At 66.1% G+C, this 15,622-nt stretch carries 11 protein-coding genes and 1 tRNA gene; 1 reads left to right on the top strand and 11 read right to left on the bottom strand.

Annotated elements, in window-relative coordinates:
- Positions 1–12: 12 nt before the first annotated feature.
- From gspF to AC58D2_RS05930, 6 genes are all read right to left on the bottom strand, one after another.
- Positions 13–1,230, bottom strand: coding sequence for a type II secretion system inner membrane protein GspF (gene gspF / locus AC58D2_RS05955; RefSeq protein ID WP_497388266.1), 1,218 nt, complete (start codon positions 1,228–1,230; stop codon positions 13–15).
- The gene (gene gspE / locus AC58D2_RS05950) at positions 1,223–2,725 is read right to left on the bottom strand and encodes a type II secretion system ATPase GspE (protein ID WP_497388264.1); all 1,503 of its coding nucleotides are present in this window, start codon (positions 2,723–2,725) and stop codon (positions 1,223–1,225) included. Before gspE ends, gspF begins: the two co-directional genes overlap by 8 nt.
- A complete protein-coding gene (gspD, locus tag AC58D2_RS05945) occupies positions 2,722–4,881 on the bottom strand; it encodes a type II secretion system secretin GspD (protein ID WP_497388262.1) in 2,160 nt (719 codons plus the stop codon). The genes gspE and gspD overlap by 4 nt, the downstream gene beginning before the upstream one ends.
- Positions 4,882–4,887: 6 nt before the next feature.
- Positions 4,888–5,766: a type II secretion system protein N gene (locus AC58D2_RS05940; RefSeq protein ID WP_497388260.1), complete on the bottom strand. Its 879-nt coding sequence runs from the start codon at positions 5,764–5,766 to the stop codon at positions 4,888–4,890.
- Positions 5,767–5,931: 165 nt separating this feature from the next.
- A complete protein-coding gene (locus tag AC58D2_RS05935; RefSeq protein ID WP_497388258.1) occupies positions 5,932–8,631 on the bottom strand; it encodes a TonB-dependent receptor domain-containing protein in 2,700 nt (899 codons plus the stop codon).
- A gap of 83 nt (positions 8,632–8,714) precedes the next feature.
- Entirely contained in the window at positions 8,715–10,292 is a 1,578-nt protein-coding gene (locus tag AC58D2_RS05930; protein ID WP_497388256.1) for a beta-helix domain-containing protein, read from the bottom strand.
- A 308-nt stretch (positions 10,293–10,600) separates the two neighbouring features.
- On the opposite strand from AC58D2_RS05930, the gene AC58D2_RS05925 reads away from it, so the two are divergent.
- Positions 10,601–10,687, top strand: a tRNA-Leu gene (locus AC58D2_RS05925).
- A 355-nt stretch (positions 10,688–11,042) separates the two neighbouring features.
- Here the strand turns inward: AC58D2_RS05925 and AC58D2_RS05920 are convergent.
- The 5 genes from AC58D2_RS05920 to trbL are packed head-to-tail and all read right to left on the bottom strand — an operon-like array spanning position 11,043 to position 15,533.
- Positions 11,043–11,264, bottom strand: a complete 222-nt coding sequence (locus AC58D2_RS05920) for a DUF2274 domain-containing protein (RefSeq protein ID WP_497388254.1) — start codon at positions 11,262–11,264, stop codon at positions 11,043–11,045.
- Positions 11,265–11,266: 2 nt separating this feature from the next.
- Positions 11,267–12,493: a TraB/TrbI/VirB10 family type IV secretion system protein gene (locus AC58D2_RS05915; RefSeq protein WP_497388252.1), complete on the bottom strand. Its 1,227-nt coding sequence runs from the start codon at positions 12,491–12,493 to the stop codon at positions 11,267–11,269.
- Positions 12,490–13,437 (bottom strand): P-type conjugative transfer protein TrbG, encoded by a 948-nt coding sequence (gene trbG / locus AC58D2_RS05910; RefSeq protein ID WP_497388251.1) that lies wholly within the window; start codon positions 13,435–13,437, stop codon positions 12,490–12,492. The genes AC58D2_RS05915 and trbG overlap by 4 nt, the downstream gene beginning before the upstream one ends.
- Positions 13,434–14,231, bottom strand: a complete 798-nt coding sequence (gene trbF, locus AC58D2_RS05905) for a conjugal transfer protein TrbF (RefSeq protein ID WP_497388249.1) — start codon at positions 14,229–14,231, stop codon at positions 13,434–13,436. The genes trbG and trbF overlap by 4 nt, the downstream gene beginning before the upstream one ends.
- Before the next feature lie 3 nt (positions 14,232–14,234).
- Complete coding sequence (gene trbL, locus AC58D2_RS05900; RefSeq protein ID WP_497388247.1) at positions 14,235–15,533, bottom strand: P-type conjugative transfer protein TrbL; 1,299 nt, start codon at positions 15,531–15,533, stop codon at positions 14,235–14,237.
- Between the last annotated feature and the right edge of the window lie 89 nt (positions 15,534–15,622).

Here is a 15,622-nt window from a genome sequence, read left to right as displayed (position 1 = left end):
AAGCGACATTTATTATAGTCCTGCAAGACTCTGCAACTGGAGGATCGGCAAGAGGATGGAAAGAATGATAAGGGCCACGCATGACCCCATGACGACAATGATGACCGGTTCGAGCAGCGCCATCGAGGCGGCGGTAAAGCGGTCGAATTCGCGTTCGAGATAATCGGCGGCGCGTTCGAGCATCTGCTCGAGCCGCCCCGCGCTCTCGCCGCTCGCGGTCATATAGACGAGCAGCGGAGGAAAGATGCCGACGTCGCGCAGCCCCGACGACAGGCTGCCGCCGGCGCGCACCTGATCGATCAGGTTGGCGGTGGCGGAGGCGAGCGCGGCGTTGCGGATCGTCGGCACGGTGAGCCGCAATCCTTCGACGAGTGGCAGACGGCTCGACACCATCGTCGACAGCGTACGCGCGAAGCGCGCGGCGTAAAGATCGCGGAGCAGGCGTCCGAGCAGCGGCAGCCGCAGCAACCGCGCGTCGACGCGCGCCTTGAAGGCCGGGCGACGAATCGCGCTGGCCCAGCCAAAGGCGGCGGCGGCGATCAGGATCGCGATCAGCCACCACCAGTTCGCAGCGAAGCTCGAGATCGCAATCACCGCGCGGGTCAGGAAGGGCAGTTGCTGGCCGACGTCGGTGAATTGCTCGACGACGCGCGGCACGACGAAGATCATCAGCGCCGCGACCACGCCGATCGCGACGAAGGTCAGCACGATCGGATAGGCGAGCGCCGCGATCAGCTTGCCGCGCACTTCGGCCTGGCGTTCGAGCAGGTCGGCGAGCCGCGCGAGTATAACGGTCAGGCTGCCCGTCGTCTCGCCCGCCGACACCATCGCGCGATAGAGCGGCGGGAAGCTGGGCGATTGCCGCGCCATCGCGTCGGATAGCCGGCGCCCTTCGAGCAGTCCCGCGTGGACGTCGCCGATCACCAGACGCGCGGTTTCGGCTTCGCTCTGGCGCGTCAGCGTGCGCAACGCCTCTTCGAGCGGCGCGACTTCGGCAAGCGTCGCGAGCTGGCGCGTGAAGAGCGCAAGATCCTTGCTGCTGAGCCGCGTGCGGCGCCAGCCGAACAGCGCCCGCCCGCGCGGTTCGCGTGCGCCGGCAGGTTCGACCGCGACGATGTGGAATTTGCGCCGGACTAGGTCGGCGCGCGCGGCGTCGTCGTTCGCGGCGGTCAGCCGCCCGGTCCGCTCGCGCCCCTTGGGATCGATCGCGACATAGCGATAATCAGGCATCGACATCCTCGCGCCGCGCGACGCGGATCGCTTCCTCGGCGGTGGTCAGCCCCTTGGCGACCATCGCGCGCGCCGAGCTCGCAAGCGTCGGGGCTTTCAGGAACGCATGTTTGGCGATCATCGCCTCGTCGCCTCCGGCGTAGATGTAGCGGCGCACCGTTTCATCGATCCTGATCGCTTCGAACACGCCGATGCGGCCCTTGTAACCGCTGTGGTTGCACTGGTCGCAGCCCTTCGGTTTCCAGATCACCGTACCGATGTCGAGGCCGAGCATCGCGGCGATACTGTTGTCGGCCTGGATGGGTTCGCGGCAATTTTCGCAAAGTTTGCGCACAAGCCGCTGCGCGATGACCGCGCGGAGGGTCGAGGCGAGAAGAAAAGGCTCTACTTTCAAATCCTTGAGGCGCGTGATCGCGCCGACCGCGTCATTGGTGTGGACGGTCGAAAGCACGAGGTGGCCGGTGAGCGAGGCCTGCACCGCGATGTCGGCGGTCTCGCGGTCGCGGATTTCGCCGACCATGACGACATCGGGATCCTGGCGCAGGATCGCGCGCAGCCCGGCGGCGAAGTCGAGCCCAACCTTGGCATTGACCTGCGTCTGCCCGACCCCGTCGACCGCATATTCGACCGGGTCCTCGACGGTCAGGATATTGCGCTGCCCATCGTTGAGCTGCTTCAGCGCGGCGTACAGCGTCGTCGTCTTGCCCGAGCCCGTGGGGCCGGTGACGAGGATGATGCCGTTGGGCTCCGCAAGCGCTTCGCGCAGGATGCGGTCGGTCTCGCCGGTGAGGCCGAGGACGTCGAAGTCGATCCCCGCCGTGTCCTTGTCGAGAATACGCATCACGACCCGCTCGCCGGCGCGGCTCGGCAGGGTCGAAACGCGGACGTCGACCGCTTTGCCCGCGAGCGTCAGCGCGATGCGCCCGTCCTGCGGCACGCGGCGCTCGGCAATGTCGAGCCGCGCCATCACCTTGATGCGACTCACGACGACGGGCGCGACGTGGGGAGGCATGCGCAGATGTTCGCGCAGCACGCCGTCGGTCCGCATTCGCACGACCAGCCCGCTTTCATAGGGCTCGATATGGATGTCGCTGACCCCCTGGCGGACCGCTTCGGCGATGATCGCGTTGATCAGGCGGATCGCGGGCGCATCGTCGGCGCTGTCGAGCAGATCCTCGGCGCTGGGCATCCCGTTGGCGATCATGTCGATATCGCCGCCCTCGAGCGATCCCGCCATCGCGCTGGTCGCGTCGACGGCATAGTGATCGGACAGCAGGCGGTCGAAATCGGCGGGATTCGCGGTCACGACGCGCAAAGGCGCGGACAGATATCGCTTCACCTCGATCAGCACCGCCGGATCGGCATCCTCGCGCAGCGTCGCGAGCCAGGCGCCGTCGCCGGCGGGCGCGATTACGACGCCGTGCGTGCGGGCAAAGCCATAGGGAATGTCCACCGGCGCCGCGGACGGCGTGTCGGCCGGTCCGCCGTCGGTCACGGCCGATCTCCTTGCGGCGTCGAGGGCGGAATATCGACGGGTTCGGGCGTCGCCGGCGTCACGGTGACGTCGGCCGCGGTCGCTGCACTGGGGGCTGGCGGAACGGTCCCCAGATAATCGCGGACGAGCGTGTCGATCGCGGGTTCCTGATCGGGATTCCGCTGGAGCTGGAAATTGCGGATATAGCCGTAGCGGCGCGCGGTCAGCGCGGCATTGTCCTCGCGGCTGCGCAGGATCGTCGGACGAATGAACACCATCAAATTGGTCTTCGAATGGCTGCGGCTGCGCGATTTGAACAATTCGCCGATCAGCGGGATGTCGCTGAGCAGGGGGATGCGCTCGATCGTCTTGCGCTCGTCGTCGTTGAGCAACCCGCCGATCGCGAACATCTCGCCATCGTCGACCGTCAGCACGGTTTCGAACGAGCGCTTGTTGAGGATGAGATCGCTGTTGCGCGACGAGACCGGCCCGGCAACGCTCGACACTTCCTGGCGGATGAACATCTTCACCTCGCCCGCGGCGTTGACCTGCGGCGTCACCTCCAGCTTGATGCCGACCTCTTCGCGCTGGACGGTGCGGAAGGCGTTGTCGAAATTGTCCGACAGCGCCTCGCCGGTGGTGATCGGCACTTCCTGACCGACGAGGAATTTCGCTTCCTGATTGTCGAGCGTGACGATGTGCGGCGTGGCGAGCAGGTTCGACGTGGTGTCGGACTTTACCGCGTTGACGATCGCGCCGAACACCGTGTCCTTGCCGATATCGCCCGCGAACCCGGCGAATCCTCCGGTCGCGGAGAGCAGCGATGCCGCGGCCGCTTCCTGAAGGCTGGTGCCGAGCGCGCTCGACGTCTGGGTGACGACGGTCGTGCCGTCGACGGTCGTCTTATCCTCGGTCAGCTTGGTCGCACCATAGGCGCCGCCGAGCGTCAGGATGTTGGGCGAGGCGTTGCTGTAGCTCGTCGCGGCGAAAGGAATATTCTTGCCGCCGAGCAGGAACTGGACGCCGAGTTTCTTTGCCGCGTCGTCCCCGATCTCGACGACGATGGCCTCGACCAGCACCTGTTGCCGCCGCGTGTCGAGCTGGCGAATCAATTCGCCAAGCTTGCGCTGCACGTCGCTGTTCGCAGCAACGATGATCGCATTGGCGCCTTCGTAGCGAGTGATGATCGCGGGGCCGCGGGTCGCGATGCTGCCGGTCGAGCTGGTCGTCGTCGCGCTGGCTGTCGGAGCGGGGGTCGGGGTCGGGGTCGACTGCGCCCCGCCGCTCGACAGCGAGGACGACGAGGTGGACGGCGACAGTCCGGCCTTTGGCGCCGGATCACTGCCCCCGCCGACGAGTTGCTGCAACGTCGGCAGCAGCGTTTCGGCATTGGCGTGCTCGAGCCAGTAGACACGCAGTTCGGTGCCGCCCGCCGCGCGCTGGTCGAGGTCGTTCGCCATCGCGACGAAGCGTGCGACCATCGCCTGGTCGCCGCGCAGCGCGATCGCATTGCTGCTGTCGATCGGAACGATCGCGACGGGCGTCGTCGCCCCCTCTCCCGCCGACGGCACGAGGGCCTGCAAGGCCGACGCGATTTCGCGGGCGCCGGCGTTCTTCAGCGTCACGATCTGGCTCGTCGAGGTATCGCGGTCGATGCTCGAGGCGAGCGCCCGGATGCGGCGGATATTGTCGGCGAAGTCGGCGACGACGAGGCTGTTCGCATTGCGGTTCGCGGTGAGCGAGCCTTGCGGGCTGACAAGCGGGCGCAGCGTTTCGACCGCGGCGACGGCATCGATATGCTTCAGGCGGACAATCTCGGTCACGAACTGGTTCTGGGCGGCGCGGTCGCTGCCGATACGGCCGGGCTGCGAGGCGGCACCGTCGATCGGCTGGACACGGTAGCTGCCGTTGGGGCCCGGCACCGCGACGAGGCCGTTCGAGCGCAGCGTGGCAAGGAATATCTCGAAATATTCGCTGCGCGACAGCGGCCGGTCGGTGACGACCGACACCTTGCCGTTGACCCGGCCATCGATGACGAAGGTCCGCCCGGTGATCCGCGCCGCGTCCTGGATGAAGGCACGGATGTCGGCATCGCGAACGTTGAGCGTATATTGCGCCTGCGCGGGGCTGGCGGAAACCAGCGCGGCGGCGAGCATCAGGGACAGTCTGAGACGCATGAAAACCTATTGCTTCGAGAGGAAGATGGCGACCGGGACGACATTGGCACCGCGCTCGACCTCCAGCGAGATGCGGGCGCCGGGGGTGAGCTGTCCCGCGAGCGCGGCCGCGTCGCCCGCCGAGCCGATCGGCCGGCCGTTCACCGAGCGCACGACATCGCCGGGACGCAGCCCCGCGGCGCGAAAGACGGCGCCGTCGCCCTTTGGCTGGACGAGGAGGCCCGTCACGCGACCCTCCTCGGTACGCGGTGCGAAACCGATGCCCGCCTGAAGCGCCTCCGGCGACATTTCGCCATTGGCGCTGCGTCCGCCTGGCGATGCGGCGCCGGGCTCCGGTGTCGGTGCGGGAAGCGCGGGATTGGCGACCGGCGCGGCGCCGCTCTGGTCGAGGAACAGGCTCTCCTGTGCGCCGCCGCGGTCGAGCGTCACATGGTCGAAGGCCACCCCGGACAGGCGGACGCCGGGGACGATTTCATCGCCGATCGCGTAGCTGTTCTGGACATCGTCCTCGCCGGCGATGATCGCCGACCCGCCGCCGGTCGCCTCGTTGATGTTCACGCCGAAGAGGGTGAGCCCAAGCGCGGTGACCGTCGCGCTGGCCGGGCCCTGGCTGCCCGTGCGAAAGAAGGGATCGAAGCTCGCGAAGAGCGCCCGGCGCTCGGCGGGCGAGGCGATCACCGCGGTTTGCGGCTGCCACGCGCCGAGCGGCGACAGCGGGACGATCGCCGTCCAGAGGAGCCGGACCGCCTGCCAGACGAGCAGCACCGCAAGCAGGCCGACCAGGAGCCGCGGCGCCAGGTCGCGCGCCGGTCGGGGACGCGGGCGCAACCAGGTCGGAATCGCGCGCGGCAGCCTGAAGGCCGATCCGGGCATCAGCGTCGCCATTGGATTATCCACTACCCCCAACCGAAAATGCGTCCTCGCGAATCGCCTAGGGACGATTGGTGACAATCAGTTGACGGGGAGATTACAGTTTTTTGTCAGTGGGGCGAGTCCGGGGAAGTATGGCAGTTCGAAGAAACCCCTCCTCTTCGGAGGAGGGGAACCCGATCAGAATTTGATCGATGCGCTGAGCGAGAAGGTCCGCCCGAGCTTGTAGCGGTTGAAATAAATCTTGTTGTCGCCCGCTTCCTGCAATTCCTTGTACGTGCGGCCGGTCAGGTTTCGCGCCTCGAACTTCAGTTCGATTTCCTTGCCCTTCAGCATCACGCCCTGACGCGCGACGAAGTCGAGCGAAATGCCCGGCTTTTCACGAAGGTCGGGCTGCCCCGACGGACCGCGGCTGGTCACGCGCGGGCTGGCATAGGTGAAGAGCAGGGTCTGCTGCGACAGCTTTTCCGTGTCTTCGAGCCCGATCTGGACATTGACCAGATGGTCCGACTGGCCGGTGAGCGGCGCGCCGTCGATAAAGAAGTTCCGCGCGTTTTGCTCGACGCCGTTGATGACCGTCGTATCGCCCTCGCCCACCCTGATCTTCGACTGGGTGTAGGTGTAGTTTCCGATCAGGACGAGGCGACGGGTCTGCCAGAACGCCGCGTCGGACATCGTATCGAGGGGGATATATTTCTGTACCTCGACCTCCGCGCCATAGAGCGTCGCCTTTGGCGCATTGGCATAGCTGCTGTTGACCGCCGAATCCGAAATCGTCGTGTAGGATTCGATCGGATTGTCGATCGACTTGTAGAAGGCGGCGGCGGTAAAACGCTGGTCGCGATCGAAATACCATTCGTAACGCAGTTCCGCGTTCCACAACTCGCTGTCGACCAGCGACGGATTGCCGCGATAGAGGCGGTTCGATTCGGGATCCTGATAGACCTGTGCCACCAGTTCGCGGAACTGGGGCCGCGCGATCGTTTTCGATCCGTTGGCGCGAAGCTGCATGTCGGGCGCGACTTCCCACGTCAGCGTGACCGCGGGCAGCCAATAGTCGTTGTTCAGGTTGGTCGCGACGATCGCCGACGATCCGGTGTTGAACAGGTCGATGGGAATGACCGTCTGCTTCGCATCTTCGTAGCGCACGCCGGCATTGATGTTCACGCCGGGGATGATTTCGGCCTGGATCTGGCCGTAACCCGCGTGGGTGCGCAGCTTCGCGTCGAAGGCGGCGGTGCCGTCCTGCGCCGACGTTTCGAGCAGGGTGATGTCATACGCCTGGATCGTCGCATCGGAGAGAAGATAGTCGGGGCGCAACTGCTGCACCGCAACGGGCAGGTTCGATGCGCGAAACTGGAAGCTGCGGCTTTCCGACACGCGATGCGTATCGCTGTACGCATAGCCGACGGTCGCTGTGATCCGAGGCGCAAGTTCATAGGAAAGGTCGACGCCGCCCGACCACAGATCCTCGTTGAGGTCCGAAAAGCCGATCGTCGCGTCGCCCTTGTTGCCGCCGAGATCGTTGACGAACTTGTCGCCGGTCGGATCGACGTCGGTCGGCAGGTTGGTGCGGACGTAGGTGAAGCTGCGCTCGTACGGCGCTTCGCGCTGCGAGTTGGCATAGCCGCCGCGAATGTCGACCTTGACCGGGTCGAAATTGAATTCGCCGACGAACTGGCTGTTGATGAGCTGGCGCTCGTACCAGGCCGTGTCCTGCTTCATGATGTCGCGGTCGGTCTGGTTGCGGTCGCTGCCCAGCGCGAGGCGTGCCTGCTTCAGCGTGTCGCGGATATAGAGGTTGGTCCAGCGTACCTTGTGGTCGCCGAGTTCGAGGCCGAAGCCGAGCAGCCCGTTCACGACGATATGGTTGTCGGTGATGACGCGGTTGTAGCTCGTCTGCGGTTCGCCCGACAGGTCCTCGTTGACCGAGGTCTGTTGTAGGGTGTCGCGGGTGCGCCACTTGTTGCTGATCCCCGCGGTCGCGATGATGCCGAGTTGGCCGTCGGCGAGCGGGATCGTCGTACCGCCGGTAATTCCGGCCGACCAGTTGATCGGGATGTGATTATTCTGCTGGAGCAGCGTGGTCGGCGCGTTGACCAGCTGCATCTCCATCGCTTCGAGATCGTCCTGCGTGAAGTCGGCTCCCTCGAGGATTGGCTTGCCGCTCTTCAGCGCCGCGGCGAGCAGCGGCGGGATGTCGCGGGTGCCGTCGTCGAAGCCGGTCCAGTCGGCGTCGCCGCCATAATAGGTATAGCCGAGCTCGTTTGTCGTCTCGCTGTCCCAACCGATCCCGCCGCTGAAGGTCAGAAAGGGTTCGCGCGGGGTCGACTTGGTCGTCAGGTTGATCACGCCACCGCCGAATTCGCCGGGGAAGTTCACCGAATAGCTTTTCTGGACCAGCGTCGAATCGATGACATTGGTGGGGAAGATGTCGAGCGGGACGACGCGCTTGAGCGGCTCGGGACTCGGCAGCGGCGAGCCGTTGAGGAGCGCCAGCGAATAGCGATCGCCGAGGCCGCGGACATAGACGAAGCCGCCGCCGACGACCGACAGACCGGTCACGCGCTGGAGCGAACCCGAAATATCGCCCTCGCCGGTGCGCGCGATGTCGGCCGACGAAAGCACCGACACGACTTCGGGGGTCGCGCGGACCACGTTGGGGACGTAGCGGCCGGTGACGACGATCTCCTGATCGCTGCCACCGGGGATCGAAACGTCGACATCCTCCTCGGGCTGCTCGTCCTGCGCCGCGGCGGCGGGCTGGTCGCCGGGGGTATCGGCAGCAGGCGCGCTGCCCGCGTCCTGCGCTAGCGCCGAAGGCGCGACAAGGGCGGTGCTGAGGAGGAGCAGGCTGGCGAGAATCGGCCGCTTGGTCATGGTAAATCGTCCCCGAGGAATATGTGGGAAGGGAGCGGGCCAGCCGTCAGGCCCGCCCGCTCCCCGAAGTGGCTTGCGAGCGATCAGGTGACCGGCAAGCTCGAGCAGCTCCCGCTGTCGCTGCCGAAATCTGCCGTCGACGAATTACAGGTCCAGCCCGCGTACCAGGTGTCGTTCGCGTCGGCGACGGCGCCGACATAGGCGGTCGTGTCGAAGAAGCTGTTCAGCGTCTTGGCATCGAAAGGCTCGTAGCCCGTTTCGGTGGCGCCGTTGAGGAACAGGTTGGTCAGGCTGGGCGCATAGTCGAAGCGGTTGTTGGTCCCGGCCTCGAAGATCGCCTGGACCTCGGCATCGGTCACCGCCGGGTCGCCGCCGCCGCGGAACGGACGGCTGCCGCACTTCAGCGAGACCGAGAAGAAGCGCGGCGGTCCCTGCTCGTCCTCTCCCGTTTCCTGCGTCGTCGACGTGCTGTCGATCCGGATGCACGACGTGTCGGTCGTGATCAGTCCATTCGCGAACGTATAGTCCGCGCCGCCACGGATGCGGATCGCGGCGCCGTTGCCCGCCGCCGCGTTGCGGTGGATGAAGGTGAAGTTCGAAATGTTCACATTCTGGCGCGGAACCGCCTGCTCATTGCCGTCCGAATCGATTTCCATGATCGAGTCGCCGACCGTTCCGCCCGCGCGCTGGACCGCAATCGCATATTGAATATTCGCCTTGGTCCCGACGTCGGTGTCGAAGCTGTCATCCTCGGCGCCGGTCATGATCATATATTTGAAGTTCGGCCGGCCGCCAAAGACTTCCATCCCGTCGTCCGAGCTGTTGTGGACCTGGATATGGTCGATCTGGGTACCCGATCCGACGCCCGAAGGGGTCAGCCCCTGCAATTCCTTGTCGGCGCTGAGAACGAAGCCCGAGTAGCGGATCTGCACATAGGACAGGCGACCCGAATTATCGGCCGGCTGCGCGCCGCCATAGAGCGCGTTCGACGTGCCTTCGGTGTCGCGTTCGCACTCGACCGTCCCCTCTTCGGCAGACGGCGCAAGGCAGTCGGTGATCGGTGCCCGGCCAAGCAGCACGATGCCGCCCCACAGCTGCGATGTGTTGTCACCAGCCGAACCCGTGACGTTGCCGCGACCGGTGAAAATAATCGGCTGGGTCGGGGTGCCGACCGCGTCGATGCGATTGCCGCGGTTGACGGCGAGATAGGAAACGCCGGTCGAACCAAAGACGATCACGCCCGGATCGATCGTCAGCGTGACGACGTTATTGGTGCTCGCGGCCCCCTGGTCGGTGCCGACGTCGACACGGCCGGGGAGCGAGTAGACGACGCCATCGACCTTCGGGATTGCCGTGGTCGAGTTGAAGCGCGCCGGGAAACCGCAGTTGCGCCACGAGTTGTTGCCGTCGCCGATCGTGCCGAGGTCGGTGAGCTGGTCGCTGCCGCCGATCGTCGGGCAGTCGGCCGCCGGCGTCACGCCCGTCGGGGTGGGGGTCGGCGTCGGGGTCGGGGTGGGGGTCGGCGTCGGCGTGGGGGTCGGCGTCGGAATGACGATCACGCCCTCGCCCGGCGACGCGACGCCGTCGGCGCCGCAGGCCGCAAGGATGGAACAGGCCACGCCGCTGAGCATGACCAAACGAACGCGTGCGAAAGCCGCCATGAAATTCTCCGTTCCCGGTGTGCGCGCAACGGCGCCCCTGATGAAAAATAGGCCGCGAGCGAGAACGGGATTCGCCCCTCACCCCCGGTGACGCCGCCACTAGGGTGATTCGATGACGCTCTGACGGTAGAGCGATGACAGTTCGAAGACTCCTTTGCGTCACATCGGTGACAAGCGGCAGGAACGCTCGCTCGCGCCGGAATGGCCGCAAAAAATAAATGTGGCGAAGCTCGCTTGCATCGCCCGAAACGCTTTGCTAAGCGCCCGCTCCTACCCGGTGCCGGACCCGTTTCGGCTCTTCATGATGTGCGGTCGTGGCGGAACTGGTAGACGCGCAACGTTGAGGTCGTTGTGGCCGAAAGGCCGTGGAAGTTCGAGTCTTCTCGACCGCACCAATCTCCTTTGAAAACAAAGGATAATTTCGGGGGTTTGGCACAATTTGGTGCACTGACGGCTTATCCAGAAGCTGTGAAGCGTGCCAAATCCACGACAAACTGAACGCCTCCCGACGCCATTTTTCAGCGAATGTTGCGGGGTCTGCCGGTCCGATTGCGCAACGGCTCGCTGTTCGTCTTGGCCCATTCTCTGACAAGCTCGGGAAGCCAGCGCGGTCTCGCTAGAGCGACAACCCTGGGTGGCAGCTTTTCCGGAGACTGCGACACCATTCGGCAGATGGTGCTCTCCGAATAGCCCAAAAACTTCGCCAGCTCCCTCGGCGTCCAGAGGGCCTCGTCATCCAAGGCTTCCCCCTTAGGACTGCGAGCTCTTCCGGGACTTGGCGAAAGCGCGATCGCTCGCGAGGAATGCGGCGAGCATGTGCGGAACCAGCTCGGCGATCGGTTCCTCGGCCCCATAGGTCTCGCGATAGAATGCCGCGTAGGCGACCAAGTCGGCATGGAGAACCAGCGGCAGGTTGACCGAGAGCTTGACGGGCGTTCTGTCCGGCAGCTTCTGCAATTTGATCTCGACCATCGCTATCTCCGTCCGCTCTGCCAAGGCTGCAGGACAATATCCTTGTGAACCACGATCCGGAGCGGCCAGCCCGGGCGCACGCGGACCGTCGGCTGGACGTTGAGGTTCTTCATGACGATCTGGTCGCCCGCGCGGGCACCGCTCTGCTGCGCGGACTCGCGGATCGCGCGTACCAGATCGCTCTCGCTGGTCCCGAAGCTCAGTTCCGTGCCGACGCCAAGCAGGGTCGAGAGAGCAACGCCCTTCAGCAACTGCCACGTATGGACGTCGACCTTGTCCGAGAGCCCAGCATAGCCCGCCGTATCGCTGGCGGGGACATTGTCGATCCGGATCGACGAGCCATCGGGCAGGATGATGCGCTGCCATACGACGAGCGCGCGCTTCTGGCCGAACGCCACCACGCTGTCGTAGCTGCCAATAAGCCGGGCGCCCTGCGGGATCAGCAAGATCCGGCCCGTGACGCTGTCATAGGCGTTCTCGGTGACTTGCGCCGTGACGATGCCAGGCAAGTCGGAATTCAGCCCGGTAATCAGGCTGGCGGCAAGGACGGTGCCGGCGTGCAGGGTAAAGGGCGAGATCTGCGGGGTCAGCGCGTGCGGATTGATGTCGCCGCCCGTGTCCTTACCCGCGATGAAGTCCGCCTTGCGCTGCTGGCTTCCCGGGTCTCGCTCGGCATCGAGGGCGATCTTCGGCACAGATGCGCTGCCGTCGCTCGGCTGGCTAACTGCGATAGCGGGGGTGACAGCATTCGCAGTTTCCCGCCTGTCACCCGCCAGTTGCATCATCACGCCGGACTCGCGCGCGGCTCGTCGTTCGGCGGCGTTCCGCTGCCTTTCCGCCTCCGCAGCCTGCGCGGCCGGATCGGGACCAGCTGGAGGGACGGCCGCGTCGATCGAGCGCTGATGTTCGAGGATCGGACGTCCGAGATCGCCAGGGAGCGGCGGGCCAAGCTGCGGCACATCGCCGTAGCCCTTCGGCGCATCGGCAAGGGCATCCGCCGGCGCCTTGGCGCTCAGATCGACTCGATCTTCCTCGCTCGCGACCATCCGAAAGGTGGCGGGTTTGAGCGCGATCCAGGCCGTGCCGACGATCGCTGCCGACCCGAGCGCGGCGATGGCGATCACCGCGCCGCGGCGGAAGCGCACGACACGGCCGGGAGAGCCGCGCAGCACCAGCGTCTCGGGATCGGCCTTCGGCGGGGCCGCCGTGTCCAGCGCCTCTTCGGTCACGACCCCCTCCGCCGACGCTCGGCGCCGCCGCGAGTGATCCGGACGATTGCCTGTTTCTTTTCGCCGAGCCTCAATTCGGCCACGTCGAACAGGCGATCGACCACGTAGAACCGACCCGACATGCGATAGTTTACGAGTTGGGCGTCGCCGCCGGGTCCAAGCACGAACATTGGAGGCGCTTGGCCCTGCGCGATGCTCGGCGGGAACTCGATATAGGTCTGGCGGCCGTCATCGAACGCGCGCAGCGGTCGCCATGGCGGCTTGTCGCCGGTGATTGCGTAGCCGAAGTAGAGCTGGTCGAGGGCGATTCCGGCCGCCACCGGTGCCGCCGCCCTCGCTTCGTCGGCAGCGCGGCGGATCGCGATCAGCTCATCCTGCGGATAGGTCCAGGAGAGCGCAGCCATCGCGGTACTCGCCGTGCTTTCGAGCTGGAGGTGATAGGCCCTGCGGTCCGTGGTGATGACGAGGTTCGTGGTAAGATCGGGCGCGAAGGGCTTCACCAGAATGTGCACGCGCTTGGCATCACCGCTGCCGCTGCTGGTGTCGCCGACGGTCCAGCGCACGGTATCGCCTGCGGCAACCGATATAACCGCTTCGCCGGGTTGCAGCGCGATGTCCGTTACCCGCTCCGGCGCGGCATAGAGCCGGTAGAGCACGCCGTCGCTGAACGGATAGACTTGGACGGCATTGATGTAGGCCTGTGTGCTGGGCTCCAACGTCGCCGCGCGATTGGCGTCGCTGACGCGAACCATCGCCGGCGTCAGCGGCTTTGGCTTGGCGTGCCGGATGGGCTGGGCCACTGGCGATGCTGGCGGAGACGCCGGCCGTGCCATGTCGATCGCGGGCGGCGTCGCGCTAGGCGGCACGCTCGGCGGGGCGGTCTGGGCATGCACCGAGGCCGTGCAGATGAGCAGCGCCGACGGGAGGGCGAGGAAACGGGTCATTGGCTGTTCTCCGGTAGGGATGGCGGCATGGCGCCGAGATTGGGGTCGAGCGGCGAGCCAAGCGGCAGGTCAGTCGCAGGCGCAGGTCGCGGTGCGGGCGTGGCCGTCGGCGTTTCGAGCTCGCGGCTCCAGTCGATCGCATCGACGTAGAGACCGAGCGGGTTCTTCCGCAGCGTCTCGGCATTGCGCGGCGGCTTGACCACGACCGTCAGGATCGCGGTCCAGCGTGAACTTCCCGCGAGACTCCCGCGCTCGAAGGCGGTCTCGAGCCATTTGACCTGAAAGCTTGTCGCCGACGCGCGCACGACGCTGGTGATCTGAACCGAAACTGTCCTGTCGCCGATGTCGGCGAACGGATTGGCCGAGCGGGCATATTCGCCAAGGAAGATGCTTCCGCGCGGCGTCGCGAAGTCATAGGCCGCCAGCCAGTTATCGCGCATCAGCACCGGATCGAGCGACTTCGAACGGATGTTCGCGATGAACCGGCCGAGATGCCACGCGATCTGCGGATCCGTCGGTCGATAATCGGTCTCGGCAAGTGTCACCGCCCGGGCTTCGCCGAGCGCATCGACCTCGACCACATAGGGCACGACGCGGCTCTGCAGCGATTGCCAGACGAGGCCGGCGGATAGGCCCGTCGTCAGGAACAGCCCGCCGAACGCCATCAGCCGCCAGTTCTTCGCCTGGGCGCGCGCCGAGCCGATGCGCTCGTCCCACAGCTGGCCAGCGCGTTGATAGGGTGTTTCGGGTTCTGGTGTTCGCCCATAGCGCTGCACCGCGCGTCTAAATCGCATCGATCAGTCCCTTTCCTTGATGTCGGGAGTTGCGGAGGCGCCGCCACGGTCGCCCGATTGGAGCGCGTGGATGGCCATCTGCCGGTGGTGGCGAGCATTCTGCGTCGCTTGCAGCGAGCGCGCCCATGCGGGCGTGGATTCCGAGGCCGCCGAGGCCGACCCCGCAGCGGCGGGCTGCGCGCTACCTGCGCTCCACGCCGCCTGACGGCCTCGCTCGACCGCGTCACGCAGGCCGAAGGCGCCGCTCATCTTTTGCGCGGCGGCGCCCCGCGCCGCCGTGGCGATGCCGCCAACGCCTGAAGCGATTGATTTGGACCCGGCGGTTTCCTGGCCGAGCTTGTAGGCGGTCGATGCGGCCGATCCCATCGCCGTGCCGGCGCGGATCGCGCCGAGCCCGGCGCCGGCCACGCCGCGTGCCGCCGCCATGCCTGCGCCCCCGGCGACGGCGAAGCCTCCGGCCGCGAGCGCGGTCGTCGCGACCGCGGAGCCGGCGCCGAGCTGCGGCGCCCCCGCGACCAGCCCGGATGCTATGCCGGGACCGAAGATGCCGAGCCCGAACAGCGCGAGGCTGGCGAGAACGAGGCTCATCGCCGCGCCGATGTCGGGTTCCTGGCCTTGCAGGGCCGAGACGAATTCCGCGAAGAAGTTCGAGCCGATGCCGACGATGACCGCGAGCACCATCACCTTGATGCCCGAGCTGACGACATTGCCGAGCACGCGCTCGGCGAGGAAGCTCGTGCGGTTCCACAAGGCGAACGGCACCAGCACGAAGCCGGCAAGCGTGGTGAGCTTGAATTCGAGGATCGTGATGAAGAGCTGCACCGCCAGGATGAAGAAGGCGACGATCACCACGACCCAGGCGATCAGCAGCACCATGATCGTGAGGAAATTGTCGAAGAAGGTCGTGAAGCCGAGCATTTCGCTGGCCTGGTCGAGCAGCGGCCAAGCGGCCTCGAAGCCAGTGCCGGCGAGCCGGCCGGGCTTGAGCAGGTCGTCCGCGCTGATCGATCCGCCGCCCGCGACCAGGCCGAGCCCGGCGAAGGAGCGGAAGATGATGTCGGCGAGCGTCGAGAAGCTGTTGAGGATGAGCGCGAAGGCGCCGACATAGAGGATCTTCTTGAGGAAGCGGCCGATGATGTCGTCCTCGCCGCCCATCGCCCAGAACAGGCCGGCAAGCGTGATGTCGATGCCGATCAGGACCGTGGTGAGGAACCCGACATCGCCTCCCAAGAGCCCGAATCCGCTGTCGATGTAGCGAATGAAGGCTTCCATGAAGCGGTCGATGACATTGAGGTCATTCAAGGCGCGTTCCTTTGTCCAACTTGGTGCCGCGGGGCCCCGGCGGGGGGAGCGGGAGCCGGGACCCCGCGGGCTGCGGCCGCGGCGGTCAG

This window comes from Sphingopyxis sp. CR5, assembly GCF_059693785.1.
This window is presented reverse-complemented; position numbering and strand designations above follow the sequence as displayed.